Annotated in this window: 13 protein-coding genes and 1 pseudogene; 10 read left to right on the top strand and 4 right to left on the bottom strand. The window is 71.7% G+C overall.

The window, feature by feature from the left end; all coding sequences use genetic code 11:
- Positions 1 to 26 precede the first annotated feature (26 nt).
- The 5 genes from CLV67_RS00335 (at position 27) to CLV67_RS00320 (ending at position 5,610) form a co-directional block, all read left to right on the top strand.
- On the top strand, positions 27 to 1,379 hold the full coding sequence (locus CLV67_RS00335) for a dipeptidase (protein ID WP_106315113.1): 1,353 nt from the start codon (positions 27 to 29) through the stop codon (positions 1,377 to 1,379).
- A 14-nt stretch (positions 1,380 to 1,393) separates the two neighbouring features.
- Positions 1,394 to 2,869: an FAD-dependent monooxygenase gene (locus tag CLV67_RS00330; RefSeq protein ID WP_106315112.1), complete on the top strand. Its 1,476-nt coding sequence runs from the start codon at positions 1,394 to 1,396 to the stop codon at positions 2,867 to 2,869.
- Positions 2,870 to 3,075: 206 nt separating this feature from the next.
- Complete coding sequence (locus CLV67_RS00325; RefSeq protein WP_239166174.1) at positions 3,076 to 3,264, top strand: hypothetical protein; 189 nt, start codon at positions 3,076 to 3,078, stop codon at positions 3,262 to 3,264.
- 121 nt (positions 3,265 to 3,385) lie between these two features.
- On the top strand, positions 3,386 to 3,637 hold the full coding sequence (locus tag CLV67_RS50855) for a hypothetical protein (protein WP_146168937.1): 252 nt from the start codon (positions 3,386 to 3,388) through the stop codon (positions 3,635 to 3,637).
- A 254-nt stretch (positions 3,638 to 3,891) separates the two neighbouring features.
- On the top strand, positions 3,892 to 5,610 hold the full coding sequence (locus CLV67_RS00320) for an ATP-dependent DNA ligase (RefSeq protein WP_203736969.1): 1,719 nt from the start codon (positions 3,892 to 3,894) through the stop codon (positions 5,608 to 5,610).
- A 27-nt stretch (positions 5,611 to 5,637) separates the two neighbouring features.
- Here the strand turns inward: CLV67_RS00320 and CLV67_RS00315 are convergent, their stop codons facing one another.
- The gene (locus CLV67_RS00315; RefSeq protein ID WP_106315111.1) at positions 5,638 to 6,069 is read right to left on the bottom strand and encodes a hypothetical protein; all 432 of its coding nucleotides are present in this window, start codon (positions 6,067 to 6,069) and stop codon (positions 5,638 to 5,640) included.
- 301 nt (positions 6,070 to 6,370) lie between these two features.
- Positions 6,371 to 7,156 (bottom strand): annotated as a pseudogene (locus tag CLV67_RS00310) (SURF1 family cytochrome oxidase biogenesis protein); the annotation flags it as partial.
- Between the two features lie 138 nt (positions 7,157 to 7,294).
- Between CLV67_RS00310 and CLV67_RS54120 the strand changes: the two are divergent.
- On the top strand, positions 7,295 to 9,685 hold the full coding sequence (locus tag CLV67_RS54120) for a cobyrinic acid a,c-diamide synthase CobB (RefSeq protein ID WP_282958698.1): 2,391 nt from the start codon (positions 7,295 to 7,297) through the stop codon (positions 9,683 to 9,685).
- Between the two features lie 111 nt (positions 9,686 to 9,796).
- On the top strand, positions 9,797 to 10,429 hold the full coding sequence (locus CLV67_RS00300) for a TIGR03086 family metal-binding protein (protein ID WP_106315108.1): 633 nt from the start codon (positions 9,797 to 9,799) through the stop codon (positions 10,427 to 10,429).
- Between the two features lie 206 nt (positions 10,430 to 10,635).
- Here the strand turns inward: CLV67_RS00300 and CLV67_RS00295 are convergent, their stop codons facing one another.
- Positions 10,636 to 12,780, bottom strand: coding sequence for a transglycosylase domain-containing protein (locus tag CLV67_RS00295; protein ID WP_239166169.1), 2,145 nt, complete (start codon positions 12,778 to 12,780; stop codon positions 10,636 to 10,638).
- 206 nt (positions 12,781 to 12,986) lie between these two features.
- Here CLV67_RS00295 and cobC point away from each other — a divergent pair, with 206 nt between their 5' ends.
- From cobC to cobA, 3 genes are read left to right on the top strand one after another with little or no spacing between them, the layout of a single operon-like run.
- On the top strand, positions 12,987 to 14,039 hold the full coding sequence (cobC, locus tag CLV67_RS00290; RefSeq protein ID WP_106315107.1) for an Rv2231c family histidinol phosphate aminotransferase CobC: 1,053 nt from the start codon (positions 12,987 to 12,989) through the stop codon (positions 14,037 to 14,039).
- The gene (gene cobT / locus CLV67_RS00285) at positions 14,036 to 15,088 is read left to right on the top strand and encodes a nicotinate-nucleotide--dimethylbenzimidazole phosphoribosyltransferase (RefSeq protein ID WP_106315106.1); all 1,053 of its coding nucleotides are present in this window, start codon (positions 14,036 to 14,038) and stop codon (positions 15,086 to 15,088) included. Before cobC ends, cobT begins: the two co-directional genes overlap by 4 nt.
- Positions 15,085 to 16,290 (top strand): uroporphyrinogen-III C-methyltransferase, encoded by a 1,206-nt coding sequence (cobA, locus tag CLV67_RS00280; protein WP_106315105.1) that lies wholly within the window; start codon positions 15,085 to 15,087, stop codon positions 16,288 to 16,290. The genes cobT and cobA overlap by 4 nt, the downstream gene beginning before the upstream one ends.
- A 72-nt stretch (positions 16,291 to 16,362) precedes the next feature.
- Here cobA and CLV67_RS00275 read toward each other — a convergent pair whose 3' ends face one another.
- Entirely contained in the window at positions 16,363 to 17,757 is a 1,395-nt protein-coding gene (locus tag CLV67_RS00275) for an alpha,alpha-trehalose-phosphate synthase (UDP-forming) (RefSeq protein WP_106315104.1), read from the bottom strand.
- Between the last annotated feature and the right edge of the window lie 50 nt (positions 17,758 to 17,807).

Genomic DNA, 17,807 nt, shown 5'->3' with positions numbered 1-17,807 from the left:
CACAGTCCCGGCCTACGATCGGCGGCATGAGCCTGAGTGAATCCGATCTGCGCGCCGCAATCCGGCGTGAGATGCCCGGTGTCCGCGCCGACCTGGAACGGCTGGTGCGGATCCCGGGCATCGCTTTCGAAGGTTTCGACCACTCGCATGTCGAGCGGTCCGCCGAGGCGGTCGCCGAGTTGTTGCGCGGGTGCGGGCTCGACACCCAGATCGTCCGGCACGGTGGCCAGCCTGCCCTGATCGGTCGTAAGGCAGCGCCGGCCGGTGCACCGACCGTGTTGCTCTACGCGCATCACGATGTGCAGCCGGCCGGCGATCCGGGATTGTGGACGAGTGACCCGTTCGAGCCGGTGGAACGCGACGGCCGCCTCTACGGCCGTGGCGCGGCCGATGACAAGGCGGGTGTGATGGCGCACATCGCGGCGCTGCGCGCGTTCGGCGACCAGCTGCCGGTCGGCGTGGTGGTCTTCGTCGAGGGCGAGGAGGAGTATGGCTCCGACTCCCTCGACACGATCATCCATGAGCACCTGGAGGAGCTGCGCTCCGACGTGATCGTGATCGCCGACTCCGGCAACTGGGACATCGGACAGCCCGCGCTGACCACCTCTCTGCGCGGTCTGGTCAACCTGTTCGCCGAGGTCAAGGTGCTCAAGAGCGCGGTGCACAGCGGCATGTTCGGCGGACCTGTGCCGGATGCGCTGATCGCCCTGGTGCGCCTGCTGGCGACGTTGCACGACGACGACGGCGAGGTCGCGGTGGCCGGGCTGGTCGGACGTGAGGGCGCCAGCGTCGACTATCCCGCCGACCGGTTCCGGCACGAGTCCGGCATCCTCGACGGTGTCGAGCTGATCGGCAAGGGCACGATCACCGACCGCATCTGGACCAAGCCGTCCGTCTCGGTGCTCGGCATCGACGCCCCGCGCACGCTGGAGGCGGCGAACGCGTTGCAGCCCAGCGCCAAGGCCAAGATCAGTGTGCGGCTGGCGCCCGGCGAGGACCCGAAGTCGGCGTTCGAGGCGGTCCGCGCCCACCTGGAGAAGCACGTTCCCTGGGGCGCCCAGCTGGAGATCACGCTGGAGAGCGACGGCGCGCCGTGCGTGATCGACGCGACCGGCCCGGTGTACGACGCGGCCCGTGCCGCGTTCCGTTCCGCGTGGGACGGCACCGACCCGGTGGACATGGGTGTCGGCGGGTCGATCCCGTTCATCGCCACCTTCCAGGAACTCTTCCCCGGTGCCGCGATCCTGGTGACCGGTGTGGAGGACCCCTACTCGGCGGCACACGGCCCGGACGAGAGCCTGCACCTGGGTGAGTTCGAGCGGGTCTGCGTGGCCGAGGCCCTGCTGCTCAAGAACGTCGCGGAGACACTGACGAGGTAGAAACGGGGTGGCCGATGGCCGAGCTGTCTTGCGAGGTGCTCGTGGTGGGCGCCGGCCCGACCGGGCTGATGCTCGCCAACTGGCTGACCAGGCTCGGAGTGCAGGTGATCGTCGCGGACGGCAAGGACGGTCCGACGACCGAATCACGTGCTCTCGTCGTGCAGGCGCGCAGCCTGGAGATCTACGACCAGCTCGGCATCGGCGACCAGGTGCTGGAGGCCGCGCATCGGGCTGAGGCGCTCGCGCCCGGGTTCGGTGCGCGGGCCTTCGGCCGTATCCCGCTCGGCCGGCTCGGTGGACACCTCACTGCTTACCCGTACATCGAGATCCTGGAGCAGAGTCGTAACGAGGAGATCCTCTACGACAACCTGCGCAAACTCGGCGCCGACGTGTTCTGGGAGTCGCCGGTGACCGCGGTCGTGCAGACCGACGACGGTGTCGAGGCGAAAGTCGGCCACGACACCGTCCGGGCCCGGTTCTGTGTCGGTTGTGACGGCGCCAACTCGATTGTCCGGAAGGCCCGGCGGATCGCCTTCGAGGGCGTCACCAACCCGCACCGGTTCTTCGTGCTCGACGCGGCCGGGGCGCGTGGCCTGGTGACCGACGCGGTCAACGTCCGACCCGAACGGGATGACTTCCTGCTCGGATTCCCGATGCGTGGAGCGGACAACTGGCGGCTGATCGGCCTGGTCCGCGACATGGACGGCGACGGCGGCCTGGACGAGGAGGACGCCCGCGAACGGATGCGCCGCACCTACGGCGTCACCTACGACCGGTCGCGCTGGTTCGCCACCTACCGCGTGCATCATCGGGTCGCCGCGGCGTTCCGGGACGGCCCGTTCCTGCTGGCGGGCGACGCCGCGCACGTGCACTCACCGGTCGGCGGGCAGGGTATGAACACCGGACTGCAGGACGCGCACAACCTCGCCTTCAAGATCACTGACGTGCTGCGTGGCACCCGGAAGGACGGCTGGCTCGACCGATACGAGGCCGAGCGCCGCCCGGTGGCGCGCAAACTCGTCGCCACCACCGACCGCATCTTCGGCCTGATCACCTCGACCCGGATGACGGCCCGCCTCGCACGCCGGATCGCGATCCCGCTGCTGGCCCCGATCGCGGTGCGGGTCCTCCCCGGTTCCTCCGGCGGGTCCCGCCTGTTCCAGTACGTCTCCCAGATCCGCATCCACTACCGCCTCGACCCGGACGCCCCGGCGGATCAGCGGCGCGACCCGGTGATCGGGCGGCGCCTGCCCTGGGCCGGCGACAACCATGCCGCGCTGCGGGCCGCGTGCTGGCAGATCCATGGATACGGCGACCTGCGAGCAGCCGACGCACCCGGCATCGGCCTGCCGGTGCACGTCTTCCCAGCCGCGCCGGCAACCCCTCTCCGTCCAGGCCGGTTCTACCTGATCAGGCCGGACGGCTTCGTCGCCGCGCAGTCCGGACCGGCCGAGGCGGAGACGGTTTTCCGACATGCCCTGGCCAGGTGAATCCGGTGTCCACAGGGTGGATCAGCGCTGGCGAAGGCGATCATTCCTGTTAGGATTCGAACATGCGTTCGATTGCCTCGCCTGCACCGAACATGCCGGCCGCGCAGCACATCACTGCTGCGCCGGCCCGTCGTGCGGCCCGGGTGACCCCCGCCGGCCCGCGTGACTCCCTCGACCGCCTCCGCACCCGCGACCGGATCGAGTCGATCGCCAGGCTTCGCGCCGCGGCCCGGGCCTTGGGGGATGTCGACGTCGCCGGGTGGGACGACGCCACCCTCACCGATCACCTCGACGATCTCTCCCGGGTGCTCTGCACGCTCGACGCCGAGCTGGCCCGAGTGGCCGACGCGGTCCGGGCCCGAGGCTTCCGCATAGCCGAGCCAAAGGCCGCATAACCTCAACCCAAAGATCAACCCCCTTCGCGCGTACGAGGTGAGCGCGCTCCCACCTCCGACGCGCCGCAGAGGCCGTCGCCGCTGGGGGAAGTGGCAGCTCCTCCGGCGCGCCGTACTGGGCGTGGCCGCGGAGAAGCAGCTTTGCCGACCTGCCGCAGCGGATCTCGGCGCGGCCGACGGCAGCTGCCTTCACAATCTCGGCTGGTCTCGGCTGGTCTCGGCTGGTCTCGGCTGGTCCCGGCTGGTCCCGGCTTGTGTCGGCTGTTCCTGGCCGGTGCTGGTGCTGGTGCTGGAGAGGGTGACGGTGCGGTTGGGTGCGCTGGTGTGGCCGGCGGCTGCCTCTTCTCTGAACCTGGCGGGCGCGGACGTGTAGTGCTGCCCCCGGCCAGTTCCTCCCCTGATCCCCGCGGGCGCGGGCCCGCGCGAACCTAGGCGTTAGCTGCGGCCCGGCGGTTTGCTTCAGGTCCGGCGGGGGTGGGCGTTCGCAGTGGCCCGGCGGTTTGCTTCGGGTCGAGGCGGGGTGGGCGTTCGGAGCGGCCGGGAGGGAGTTTCCGTCCTGCTGCAGCGGTAGCTTCCGCGTTTGGCGGGTGCCGCGTGGGGCACCGGAAGGCTCGATCGGCTGCCAGGATGGAGATCGTGCGGTTCATTGACATAGCAGCCACCTCGGCCGCCGTCGCCGCGACCTCGGGTCGTAAGGCCAAGATCGGCCTGCTGGCGGAGGCGCTACGACGGCTCGACCCCGACGAGATCGTCGCCGGGGCCGCCTACCTGGCCGGTGAACTGCGCCAGCGACAGACCGGCGTCGGTTACGCCTCGCTGCGCGACCGGCCGGAGCCGGCCGCCGAGGCCTCCCTGACCGTCGCCGCCGTCGACGCGGCGATCGCGGAGATCTCGGTCGTCGCCGGGGCGGGCTCGCAGGCCCGCCGTAAACAGCTCCTCGGCGCACTGTTCAGCGCCGCCACCATCGACGAGCAGCAGCTGCTCGTCGGCCTGTTCAGCGGCGAACTCCGGCAGGGCGCCCAGGCCGGCCTGCTCGCCGAGGCGATCGCATCGGCCGCCGAGATTCCGACCGCCGGTGTCCGGCGTGCCCTCCTGCTCTCCGGCGACCTGAAGCTCGTCGCCGCGACCGCGCTGACCGGCGGGGCAGCAGCCCTTGCCGAGATCCACCTACGGGTCGGCACCCCGCTCAGCCCCATGCTGGCCGGCAGCGCCCCGGACGTCGCCGCCGCCATGCTGGCCACCGGCACGCCCGCGGTGGTCGACGCCAAACTCGACGGCATCCGCATCCAGGTCCACCGTTCCGGCAATGACGTGGCCATCTACACCCGCAGCCTCGACGACATCACGGCCCGCCTGCCCGAGGTGGTCGCCGAGGTCTTGGCCCTGCCGGTGCGTGAGGCCATCCTCGACGGCGAAGCGATGCTGCTGGACGAATCCGGCCGCCCCCGCCCCTTCCAGGAGACGTCCAGCCGGGCGGCCACCCGGGTCGCTGCGGCCCGCGGCGGTTCATCCGCGACCCGCTCCCGGGCCGGTTCTTCCACGGACCGGTCCAGCGGGGACTCGTCGGCCGCGCCTTCCCCCGATGCCTCGCCTGCGGCGCTTTCCCGTGATGCCTCGGCCGCAGGGCTCTCCGGTGCCCCGGCCGCAGGGCACTCCCGTGATGCCTCGGCGGCCGGTGGTCTCCGGCCGTACTTCTTCGACCTTCTGCACCTGGACGGGACCGACCTGCTCGACGAGCCCGGCCGGACCCGCTGGGCCGCCCTAGCCGACGCCGTGCCACCTGCCTCGACCGTCAGCCGCGTGGTCGCCGAGACCGAGGAACAGGCCGCCGACGCGTTCGCCGCGGCGCTCGCAGCCGGTCAGGAGGGCGTCGTCATCAAATCGCCGGACGCACCCTACGACGTGGGCCGACGCGGTTCCGCCTGGGTGAAGGTGAAACCACGTCACACGCTGGACCTCGTCGTACTGGCCGTCGAACGGGGACACGGCCGCCGCCAAGGTTGGCTGTCCAATCTGCATCTCGGGGCCCGCGATCCACGTACCGGAGGCTTCATCATGCTGGGCAAGACGTTCAAGGGCCTGACCGACGAACTGCTCCGCTGGCAGACTGAACGCTTCCGCGAACTGGCCGTCGCCGACGACGGCTGGGTGGTGACGGTACGCCCGGAACAGGTCGTCGAGATCGCCTTCGACGGTGTTCAGACGTCACCGCGCTATCCGGGTGGAGTTGCTCTGCGGTTCGCGCGGGTCCTTCGCTATCGCGACGACAAGCGGGCATCCGAAGCCGACACCATAGACATGGTCAAGGAGATCGGAGCCGGCCACCCGACCCGGCCTGACGCATGACCACCCGTATCGCAGCCGGGCGGGACGTCAGAGGGCGGCCAGGCTCCGGACGTAGTTGACCTGCTGGTTGATGGCGGTCACGTCGCCCTCGTGTTTGACCGTGATGCGGGCCACGTACTGATGCTGGCCGCTCGTCACCGTCACGTTCACCGTGCCCTGCGCCACGGGTTCCTTGACCAGCAGGAGCAGCAGGCTGAGTCCGCCGCTGAAGCAGATGCCGGCGAACGCCGCGACCTTGGCCCAGGTAGGGGTGACGCGCTGGCTGAGCCAGTGATCGGTGACCTGCCAGCGGGAACCGGACAGCGGCAGGTCGCCCACCGGCGTGTGCACCATCGTGGAGGTGATCTGCATCTCGGCGACCTCGACGATCACGGGCCCGGCAGCCTCCGGCGAAACCGGTGCCTCGGATGCGGACGGGGGCGTGGGCGCGCCCCACGGATCACCCGATGGGAAGGTCATGCCCGCGACATTAATCGCCGTCGCCCTCGGTCGCGACAGGACGCTCGCCGCCCTCCCCGCGTTCCGCGGTGGCCGTGGCCGAGGACGCCGGGCGGGACGCCGCAGTCTCGGCAGCGCGCCGGTCCGCCTCCCCGACCCGGTCCCGGGCATCCGCCTCGGCAACACGATCCCGCGCGTCTGCGGCGGCGACCCGATCGCGGGCGTCTGCGGCGGCGACCCGATCGCGGGCGTCTGCGGCGGCGACCCGATCCAGGGTGGACCGGCGGGCGTCGGCGGCGGCCACCCGGTCGCGGGAGCGTTCGGCGCGCTTGGCCGTGAGGGGGCCGCCGGGACCGGCAGTCTCCAGGACCTCTCGACGGGCCTGCCAGCCGAAAAGGACGTAGACCATGCCCGCGAAGATCCACCACTGGACGGCGTAGCCGCCGTTCTGCCAGGCATCCTCGTGCGGGATGGGGATCGGCACGAAGGCCGGGTCGGCGGCCGGGGTCTGCTCGGTGAGGAGGATGTACGCCCCGTACACCGGGAAAGGAAGTTCGGTTGCCAGGCGTGGCAGATTGACGCGCCGGGTGTCCAGCCTGCCGTCGCGACGTTCCACCGGAGCGGGTCGGCTTTCCGACAGGTGGACCTGGCCGATGACCGTGACCCGTCCGGTCGGCGCCGGTGGGGCCTCCGGCGACTCGAGGGCGCCGCCGGGCGGGGCCGGCACCCAGCCGCGGTCGACCAGGACGGCCGTCCCGTCGTCGAGGATGAGCGGCGTGAGGATCTCGAACCCGACCGAGCTGCCCACTGTCCGGCCGCGGGCCTGAATCTCGTGAGTCGGGTCGTAACGGCCGCTGACGGTCACCTTTGTCCAGGCCACAGCCTCGCCGGGAGTCGGGCCGGCGGTACCGGCGACGGTCGGCGCGGTCATCTTCCCGGTCAGCGGCACGGGAGCGGCGGCGTTCGCCTCGTCGACGCGTTCATTGATGCTCGTGCGTTCGCGGTATCGGTCGAGCTGCCAGTTGCCGAGCATCACCATGACCACCGAGGCGACGATCGTGACCGCGGCGGCACCCAGCCAGCGAGGGGTCAGCAGGAACCGGTACACCCCATGAGGCTACCTGGCCAAGAGGTGGCAGCTGCCGCAGCCAGGTAGTCTCCGACATCCGGCAGTCGATAGAACACGTGGCGGCCGCCTGCGGAAACCTCGGGGGAGACATTGATCACCGCCCAGCCTCGTCTGGTCGTGAGCGCGCCGTCGTCGGGACACGGCAAGACGGCCATCGCCGTGGGACTGCTCGCCGCGCTGAGCGGCCGGGGCATCCCCGCGGCGGGCTTCAAGGTCGGCCCGGATCACACCGATGCGGCCTACCTGGGCCTCGCCGCCGGCCGGCCAGGCCGCAACCTGGACCCGCGACTGGTCGGGGCCCAGCGTGTCGCGCCGCTGTTCGCGCACGGCGCCTCCGGCTCCCAGGTCGCCGTCATCGAGGGCGCGATGGGCCTGTTCGACAGCCTGACCGGCCAGCCGGAGATCGACGGCACCGCCTCGGTCGCGGCCGCCCTGCGCGCCCCCGTCGTGCTCGTCGTCGACGTCGCCGCGATGGGCCACTCCCTGGCCGCGCTGGTGCACGGCTTCCGCATGTTCGACGAGATGGTGCACCTCGGCGGTGTCATCCTGAACCGGGTCGCCTCCGACCGGCACGAGCAGATGCTGCGCAGCGCCATGGACGACATCGGCATGCCGGTGCTCGGCGCGCTGCACCGCGGCGACCTGCCGAACGCGTTGCCGCCCCGGACCCACGGGCTCGTCCCGGTGGCGCACCGGACCGTCGAGGCCGGCCGTGCGGTCCGCCGTCTCGGCGAGGCGGTCGCCGGTTCCCTCGACATGGAGCGCCTGATGGCGCTCGCCGCGTCCGCGCCGCCGATCCCCGGTCCGCTCTGGACCCCGGCCGAGGCGGCCGGGGACGTCCAGTTCGATCAGCGGCCGGTGATCGCCCTGGCCGGTGGGCAGGGCGCGCCCTACACCTACGTGGAGACCGCGGAGCTGCTCACCGCGGCCGGCGCGGACGTCGCGGTGGTCGACCCGCTGCGTGACGAGGCGTTGCCGCCGGGCACCCGCGCGCTGGTGGTGGGAGCGGGACTTCCCGAGGGGTACGCCGAGGAGCTCTCCGCCAACCGCCGGCTCTGCTCGGCCGTCGCCCAGTTCGCCCGGGACGGCTGGCCGGTGATCGCCGAGGGCATCGCGCTGCCCTGGCTGGGCCACGAGCTGGACGGCCGCCCGATGTGCGGTGTCCTGGACGCGACCGCGACCACGGGTGAGCAGACCGTCGCCGGTTACCGGGAGGCGACCGCCCCCGGCACGTCGGTGCTGGCCCCGGCCGGCGCCCGGATCACCGGCTACAAGCAGCACCGTGCGGTCGTTGCCCCGCGTGCCGGCTCGAACCCGGCCTGGACCTGGTCCGGTGGAAATCCGGAGGGTTTCGTCTGGCGTCAGGTGCACGCCTCCCAGCTCGGCCTGCACTGGGCCGCGGCGCCGGAGATCGCGCGCCGTCTCGTCGCCGCCGCCCACGCCGGACCGCAGGGCGCCTCCGCCGGCCAGAACGGGATGACGTCCGGCCCGCCGCCCGGCATGCCGCAGGGACCTCCGATGGGCATGCCTCCCGGGATGCCGCCGCTGCAGCCGGTCGGCATGCCGCCGATGCAGAGCATGCCGGTCAGCGCGGGGATGCCGCCCGGCCCGGGCTCTCCAGCCATGCCCCCGCAGGGTGTTTCGGTGGGTCCGCCCGCCGGCATGATGGCCGGCCAGGGTCCGATGCCCGGCGCCGGCCCGCAGGGGCCGGACTTCCCGGGTCATGGGATGCCGGGTTCGGGTGGCCAGGGGCCGGACTTCCCGGGTCATGGGATGCCGGGTTCGGGTGGCCAGGGGCCGGACTTCCCGGGTCATGGGATGCCGGGTTCGGGTGGCCAGGGGCCGGACTTCCCGGGTCATGGGATGCCGGGTTCGGGTGGCCAGGGGCCGGACTTCCCGGGTCACGGGATGCCGGGTTCGGGTGGCCAGGGGCCGGACTTCCCCGGTCACGGGACGCCCGGGCAGGGTCACGCCGGACCGGGGCATCACGGATATGGCCCCGGCGAGCAGCCGATGCCGGTCCAGGGCATGCCCATCAGCCCCGGCGTGGTCATTTCCGGCCAGGTGATCTCCGGCGAGTTCATCAACGGGCAGGTGATCAACGGGCAGGTGGTCGACGGCGGCTCGATGCAGCCGTCCGGTCATGGCATGCCGCATTCACCAGGAGGCCCCGGCGGTTACGGCCAGCCGATGCCCGGCAGTCCTGGTCCGGGTCACGCCATGCCCGGCAGTCCTGGTCCGGGTCACGCCATGCCCGGCAGTCCTGGTCCGGGGCATGGGGTGCCCGGTAGCCAAGGGCCGGGTAACGGGATGCCCGGCGGTCCCGGCCAGGGACAGTCGATGCCCGGTGTCCCGGGAACCGGTCAGCAGATGCCCGGCGGTCCCGGATCCGGCATGGCTCCCGGCGGCCCCGGTCAGGGTATGCCGCCGGGCTCCGGCCAGCATCCCGGTGACGGCCCGGGGAACGGCCCCGACGGTCACACCGCCGACCTGTCCGTCCACTCCTGATCAAGGCTGGCCGCCGGAAACGGCCCAGCGTGCGAAAGGTCGATTCGCCGCCTGCGAAAGTGTCGTACCTCCCTCGTAACGTGAGGCGTACGACAACCGAAGGAGGAGATCGTGGCCGACCGCGTGCCGCTGGATTTCGACCCGCCGGTTCGTCAGATCCGAGCGCTGCTGCTCGGCGTCGATGACCGCGATCTCGCCGCGCCGACCCCCTGCCCGGACTGGTCGGTGGCGGCCCTGCTCGACCACCTGATGGGTCTGTCGGTCGCCTTCACCATGGCTGCCCGCAAACGCGCGGGCGCGGCCGGCACCGACGGCCCACCACCCGAGCCGTCCGCCGAGCATCTGTCCCGGCACTGGCGCAGCCGGCTACCGGTGCTGCTCGCCGAGCTCAGCATCGCCTGGAAGGACCCGGCCGCCTGGACGGGCACGGCCCTGGCCGGCGGCGTGACCCTGCCGGCCACCGCGATGGGCACCGTCGCGATGAATGAGCTGATCATGCACGGGTGGGACCTGGCCCGCGCCACCGAGCAGGATTACGCGGCCGATCCGCGGGCGCTCGAGATGTTGGTCGAGTTCCTCGGGCAGGGCTCGGCCGACGGCACACCGGGCCTGTTCGGGCCGAGGGTTCCGGTCGATCCCGAGGAGGACCTCCTGACCCGAGCCCTGGCCCTTGCCGGTCGCGACCCGGCCTGGCGACCACCGCGCCGCCGCCGCGTCCCGTCCGGCACCGCAACCGGCGGGTAAGGGTCCCGTCCGGCCATCCGCGCCGCCGTCGCGTCCCGTCCGGCCATCCGCGCCGCCGCGTCCTGTCCGGCACCGCAACCGGCGGGTAAGACCGGCCGCCGTCCGGTCGCGGCGAGCGGCAGCCGGTCTGAGTGCCGCGGGTGGCGGCGGAAGGTCGCGGCGCCATGCCGGCGGAGGTGGCGAGAAGCGCGGCATGGACCGGAGCGCTACCAGACGTACTTGTCGGAGGGGGGTTTGAAGTCCTCCTTCGGTTCACCCTTGAGCGCGTCCCGCAACGTCTGCGCGACCGTCAGCTTCGACATCGTCGAGCGGCCCGCTCCCACCAGGTGCTCCGGATTGTCCGGGTCGGCGACGAAGGCGGAGGCCGCCAGCTGCGGGGTGTATCCGCTGAACCAGGCCGTCTTGTTGCCGTCGGTGGTGCCGCTCTTTCCGGCGATCGGCCGGCGGAGGGTCCCGTACACCATCGGCGACGTGCCCCAGCCGCAGCTGCCGCGGGCCGCCCCGTAACCGGTGACGCAGCGCCCCGCGTCGGTGGCGGCGCGGGCCACGTTCGTCTTGACGGCCTGGTGGCAGCGCGGCTCGGCGATGAGACGGCCCTGGTGGAGGGCGTGCGAACCGTCCGGGTTGCGGATACTGACGACGGGCAGTGGCTCACAATATTTGCCCTCGGCGGCGAGGGTGGCGAAGACGTTCGCCATCTCGACGGGGGTCGCGTCACTGACGCCGAGGGTGAAGGCGCCCCAGCCGGAGGCGTGCTCCTTGGTGGCGAGCTTCCGGTCGATGCCGGTGCGCCAGCGCAGACCGAGCCGTTCGGCCATCCGGACCGCCTTCTCAGCGCCGACCCGCTGTTCGAGCTGTACGAAGTACGTGTTCACCGACTTGCCGTAACCGGACCACATGTTCTGGTTGCCGGTCATGGACTTGCCCGCGTTCTTCGGGCACCAGTAGATGCCGCACGTGGCGGGCCCGGGCGCGGTGATGTACCGGGTGACGATCCGCGCCGGCGAGTAGAAGGTGGTCGACAGCGGCAGGCCCTCCTCCAGCGCGGCCAGCATCGTGAAGATCTTGAAGGTGGATCCGGCCTGGTAACCGGCCATGTCGCCGCCGCCGAGCAGTGGGTTGACGGTGTTCGGATAGTTACCCTTCTCGTCGTCGTCCTTGCGCCAGTCGCTGTGCCGGCCGTTCTTCTCCTGATCGAGGGAGTAACGCCGGTTGACGGCCATGCTGAGCACCCGCCCCGTGCCGGGCTGTACGACGACCTGCCCGTGCGCGATGGGGCTGCTACGCCGCTCTTTCGCGAGGACGTGCCTCATCGCGTACTTCTGGATCTTGGGGTCGATCGAGGTGACCACCCGGTAACCGCCGCGCCGCAGGTTCTCCTCGCGTTCCTGTGGGGTACCTCCGAAGGCGGGCTGCTCACGCCACCAGCTCTTGAAGTAGTCGCAGAAGAAGCCCCAGTCGTTGTGCTTGGCCGGGACCGAGACGCAGTCGTTCGGCGGGGTGCTGAGCTTCAGCCTGATCTTCGACCTGGTGGCGGTGGCGGCCTGCTCGGCCGTGATCGCGTTGATCTTCAGCATCTGGTCGATGACGTAGTTGCGGCGTTCCAGGGCGGCCTTCTGCTTCTTGGTGGCCGGGTCGTAGTCGGACGGCGCTTTGACGAGGCCGGCGAGCAGGGCCGCCTCGGTGAGGCTGAGATCGTGCGGCGACTTGGAGAAGAAAACCTGGGAGGCGGCGAAGATGCCGTACGCGCGGTGGCCGTAGTAGGCGGCGTTGAGGTACCGCTCGAGGATCTCCTCCTTACTGAGCCGCTTCTCCACCTCGACGGCGAGCCTCATCTCCCGCAGTTTGCGCGCCGCTGTCTGCTCAGTGGCCTCGACGGCCTCCTGCGGCGTGCGGGCGCCGTCGCGCAGGGCCATCCGTACGTACTGCATGGTGAGGGTGGACGCGCCCTGCGAGACGCCGCCGGCCTTCTGGTTGGCCACGAAAGCCCTGGCCACGCCTTTGGCGTCGACACCGTTGTGCTCGTAGAAGCGGGTGTCCTCGGAGGCCACGATCGCCTTGATCAGGTACGGCGACATGTCGTCCAGCTCGACGTGTTTGCGGTGTTCCTCGTAGAACATCGTGAGCAGGGTCTTGCCGTCGGCGGCGTAGACGTAGGTGGTCTGGGCCGGTGGCCGCTCGGTGAGCTGCTCGGGCATGTTCTCCAGGGCTTCGGCGCCGGCCTTGACCCCCATCCCGGCCAGGGCGGCGAAGGGATAGGAGAGGCCGGTGATGACCAGGCCCGCGATGAGCCCGGCACGGATCAGGAGGGCGACTCTTCCGGCTACGGTGAGGCGTCGGCTCGTCACCATCTGAAGGTAAGACAAAACCCCTCATGTTCGTATGGAACGGCCGAAGTGAGGCGCGAACACGGCTGGAACGCCAGCCGTGCGGGGTGATCCACGGCTGGAACGCCGGCCTGCGGGGTGATCCACGGCCGGAACACCGGCCGTGAGGCGCGAACCACGGCCGGAACAGCCGGAGCGGAACGCAGACCCCGGTCCGGCATGCTGGGGCCATGAAATTCGACCTCGATCATCACGGCGACGCCGAGGTGGGTGCCGGCCTGATCGATCTCGCGGTCAACGTGCGGCACCAGAGCATGCCCGGCTGGCTCGCGGACCCGATCGCCGAGTCGCTGACCTCACTCTCCGCCTACCCGGACGAGCGCAACGCCACGGCGGCGGTCGCCGCCCGGCACCGCCGGAACCCCGGTGAGGTGCTGCTCACGGCCGGCGCCGCGCAGGCGTTCGTGCTGCTGGCGCAGGCCCTGCGCGGGGCCCGGCGGCCGGTCGTGGTGCACCCGCAGTTCACCGAGCCGGAGGCCGCGCTGCGTAACGCCGGTCACGAGCCGGAACGGGTCGTGCTGCGCGAGGCGGACGGCTTCCGTCTCGATGCGGATCTGGTTCCGGAGGACGCCGATCTGGTCTTCATCGGCAACCCGACCAACCCGACCTCGGTCCTGCACCCGGCCGCCGACGTGGCGAAACTGGCCCGCCCGGGCCGTGTGCTGGTGGTCGACGAGGCGTTCGCCGACACCACCTACCGGCCCGGGGTGCCGGGCGAGCCGGAGTCGCTGGCCGAGCGGCGTGACCTGCCCGGCCTCGTGGTGCTGCGCAGCCTCACCAAGACCTGGGGACTGGCCGGCCTGCGTATCGGTTACGCGCTCGGCCCGGCCGATCTGCTGCGGCGGCTGGCCGCCGCGCGGCCACTCTGGGCGGTTTCGACACCGGCGCTCGCCGCGGCGACCGCCTGCGCGTCGCCGGTGGCGGTCGCCGCTGAACGGGAGATCGCGGCGGCGCTCGCGGGCGAGCGTGCCCATCTGGTGGAACGGCTGCGGCGAGTGCCGAGCGTCACGGTTCCCGGCGATCCGGCGTCCGCCTTCGTTGCGGTACGCCTCCCGGCAGCCGATCAGATACGCGTTGACCTGCGCGAACGCGGCTATGCGGTACGTCGTGGCGACACCTTTCCGGGGCTGGGCACGGATTGGCTGCGGATTGCGGTGCGCGACACTGCCACCACAGACCGATTCGTGCAGACTCTGAGCGAAGTGATCGAGGAGCGACCGTGACGCTGGAGACGACCCTGGCGGCCATCCGGCCCGCCGACGCCGAGGCGATGACCGCCGCGCGTGAGCTGCAGGCCCGCCTCACCAAGCCGGCCGGCTCGCTCGGCGCGCTGGAGGAGCTGTCGGTGCGCCTGGCCGGCCTGGCCGGGGTGTGCCCGCCGCCGCTGCCCGAGCCGGCCACGGTCGCGGTCTTCGCCGGTGACCACGGGGTGCACGCCCAGGGGGTGAGCCCCTGGCCGCAGGAGGTCACCGCGCAGATGGTGGCGAACTTCGTGGCCGGCGGCGCCGTGGTCAACGCGTTCGCCCGGCAGACCGGTGCGGACGTCATGGTCGTCGACGTCGGGGTGGCGATCCCGCTGCACGGCGGCCCGAACCTGCTGGATGCCAACGTGCGCCGCGGCACCCGGGACATGACCGCCGGAACGGCGCTGACCCGCGAGGAGGCGCTGGCCGCGGTCGAGGTCGGCATCCAGGTTGCCGGGGCGCTCGTCGAGCAGGGCGCCCGCATCCTGCTCACCGGTGACATGGGCATCGCGAACACCACCCCGGCAGCCGCGCTGATCGCCGCCTTCGCCGGGGTGTCGGCCGACGTCGCGACCGGCCGCGGTACCGGGATCGACGACGAGACCCTGCTCCACAAGATCGGCGTGGTGGCGGCCGCCCTGGAGCGGCACACCCCCGACCCGGCCGACCCGCTGGGCGTGCTGGCCGCGGTCGGCGGGCTGGAGCACGCCGCGCTGACCGGGTTCATCCTCGGCGCGGCCGCGCGCCGGACGCCGGTGATCGTCGACGGCGTGATCGCCGCCGCGGCCGCCGTCGCCGCCGCGGCGTTCGCCCCCGACTCGGTGGCCGCGATGGTCGCCGGGCACCGCTCGGCTGAGCCGGGGGCCACCGTGGCGCTCGCTCACCTCGGCCTGGACCCGCTGCTCGACTTGGGCATGCGCCTCGGTGAGGGCAGCGGTGCGGTGCTTTCCCTGCCCGTCGTGCAGGCCGCGGTCCGCGTGCTGCACGAGGTGGCGACGTTCGACTCGGCGGGAGTGTCGGAGAAGTGAGCATCTATCCGTTGGGCCTGCGTCTGGAGGGCCGCCGCGTGCTGGTGGTGGGCGGCGGCAGCGTCTCCACCCGCCGGGTGCCGGCGCTGATCGCGGCGGGCGCCCGGGTCGACATCGTGTCGCCCGAGCTCACTCCCACCCTGCAGGGGCACGTCGACGCCGGACGGGCGACCTGGACGCCGCGGCGTTTCGAGCCGGCCGACGTCGAGGGGGCCTGGCTGGTCCATGTCGCCATCGACGATCCGGAGGCGGCGGCCGTGGTCAGCGCCGCGGCGGAGCAGAAACAGATTTTTTGTGTACGAGCGGACGACCGTGACGCCGCGACCGCGTGGACCCCGGCCGTCACCCGGCACGGCCAGGTGACCGTGGCGGTGACCGACGGCGGTGACCGCCGCCGGGCGATGGCGGTGCGCGACATGGTGGCGACCGTGCTGGAGGCGACCCCGCCGGCCTCACCCGAGCTCAAGGGCGTGGCCCTGGTCGGCGCCGGCCCCGGTGACCCGGAGCTGATCACGGTGAAGGGCCGCCGCCTGCTCGCCGCCGCCGACGTGGTGGTCGCCGACCGGCTGGTCCCCGGCATGCTCCTCGGCGAGTTGCGTCCCGAGGTGGAGCTGATCGACGCCGCCAAGATCCCGTACGGTCCGCAGGCCGCCCAGGAGGAGATCAACCGGATCCTGGTGGACCGGGCGACGCAGGGGAAGTTCGTGGTCCGGCTCAAGGGCGGTGACAACTTCGTCTTCGGCCGCGGCGGCGAGGAGGCGCTGGCCTGCGCGCGGGCCGGGGTCCCGGTGCTCGTGGTGCCCGGCGTGACCAGCTCGATCGCGGCCCCGGCGCTGGCCGGCATCCCGGTCACCCACCGCGGGGTGGCGCACGAGTTCACCGTGATCTCCGGGCACATCCCGCCGGACCACCCGGAGTCGCTGGTCGACTGGGCCGCGCTGGCCCGGCTGCGGGGCACGCTCGTGGTGATGATGGGTCTGAAGAACCTGCCGAGGATCGCCGAGCGCCTGATCGCCGAGGGCCGCCCGGCGAGCACCCCGGCCGCCGTGGTGCAGGAGGGCTCGACGGCCCACCAGCGGTCGCTGACCAGCACCCTCGATGCGATCGCCGCCGACACCGCGGCCGCCGGGATCCGCCCACCGGCCGTGGTCGTGATCGGTGACGTGGTGGCGGTGGTCGAGGAGTTCACGCCCGCGGGCTGAGCGTGCTCACCTCGTACCGAAGGAAGGAAAGAGGCGCCGGACCGAACGCGGCCCGGCGCCTCTCCTGGAACCTCAGTCCTCGCCGACGCCGAGTTCGTCGAGGAACGTGCGGGCCCATCGCGCCACGTCGTGGGTCCGCAGGTGGCGCTGCATGACGCGCATCCGCCGTTTGAGCTCGGACTGTTCGGCGCCGACCGCGCGCAGCAGCGCGTCCTTCACCCCGTCCGGGTCGTGCGGGTTGCACAGGAACGACTGCCGCAGCTCGGTGGCCGCCCCGGCGAACTCGCTGAGCACCAGCGCCCCACCGGTGTCACCGCGGCAGGCGATGTACTCCTTGGCGACCAGGTTCATCCCGTCGCGCAGCGGGGTCACCATCATCACGTCGGCCGCCACGTAGAGCGCGGCCAGCTCGTTCTTCGGCATCGACTGGTGCAGGTAGTGCACGGCCGGCACACCGACCCGCCCGAACTCGCCGTTGATCCGGCCGACCTCGCGCTCCACCTTGACCCGCAACGTCTGGTAGTGCTCGACGCGCTCGCGGCTCGGGGTGGCGACCTGCACCATCACCGCGTCGCCGACGTTGAGCTTGCCGTCGGCGAGCAGTTCGCGGAACGCCTTGAGGCGCAGCTCGATGCCCTTGGTGTAGTCGAGCCGGTCGACACCGAGGACCACGGTCTGCGGGTCGCCGAGCTCGGCCCGGATCTGCTTGGCACGGGCCTGCACCGCCGGATCGGCGGCGAGCCGTTCCATGTCGGCGGTGTCGATGCTGATCGGGAACGCACCGGCCTTCACCTTGCGTCCGTCGACCTGGATCGACTGGCCCTCGTACCGCAGGCCGAGCAGGTGCCGGGCCAGGCGGACGAAGTTCTGGGCGGCCAGCCGCTGCTGGAATCCGACCAGGTCGGCGCCGAGCAGGCCGCGCAGGATCTCGGCACGGAACGGCATCTGCATGAACAGCTCGATCGGCGGGAACGGGATGTGCAGGAAGAACCCGATCCGCAGGTCGGGACGCATCTCCCGGAGCATGGCCGGCACCAGCTGCAACTGGTAGTCCTGCACCCAGACGGTGGCGCCCTCCGCGGCGACCTCCGCCGCGGCCTGAGCGAACCGGTGGTTGACCACGCGGTACGTCTCACGCCAGCGCCGCTTGTAGACCGGGGTCTCGACCGCGTCGTGGTAAAGCGGCCAGATGGTCGCGTTGGACTGGCCCTCGTAGTAGCGCTCCAACTCCTCGTCACTGAGGGGGACCGGATGGATGTGGATGCCCTCGAGATCGAACGGCTCGGGTGCTTCGCCGTTTCCGCCGGCCCACCCGATCCACGTGCCGCGGTGCTGGGTGAGGACCGGATGCAGGGCCGTCACCAGGCCGCCCGGGCTGGGGCGCCACTGCTTCTCACCGTCCGGCCCGGTGACTTCATCCACGGGCAGACGGTTGGCGACGACGACGAAGGAACTTCGTTGGGCCACGCTGAGTACACCTCCGAGTGGTTTCTGTTCCCAACGTGAGCCTACTGTGT

It is taken from the genome of Actinoplanes italicus (assembly GCF_003001815.1).
Lineage (GTDB): Bacteria > Actinomycetota > Actinomycetes > Mycobacteriales > Micromonosporaceae > Actinoplanes > Actinoplanes italicus.
The sequence above is the reverse complement of the archived record's forward strand: the minus strand, read 5'-3'. Positions and strand labels throughout refer to the sequence as shown.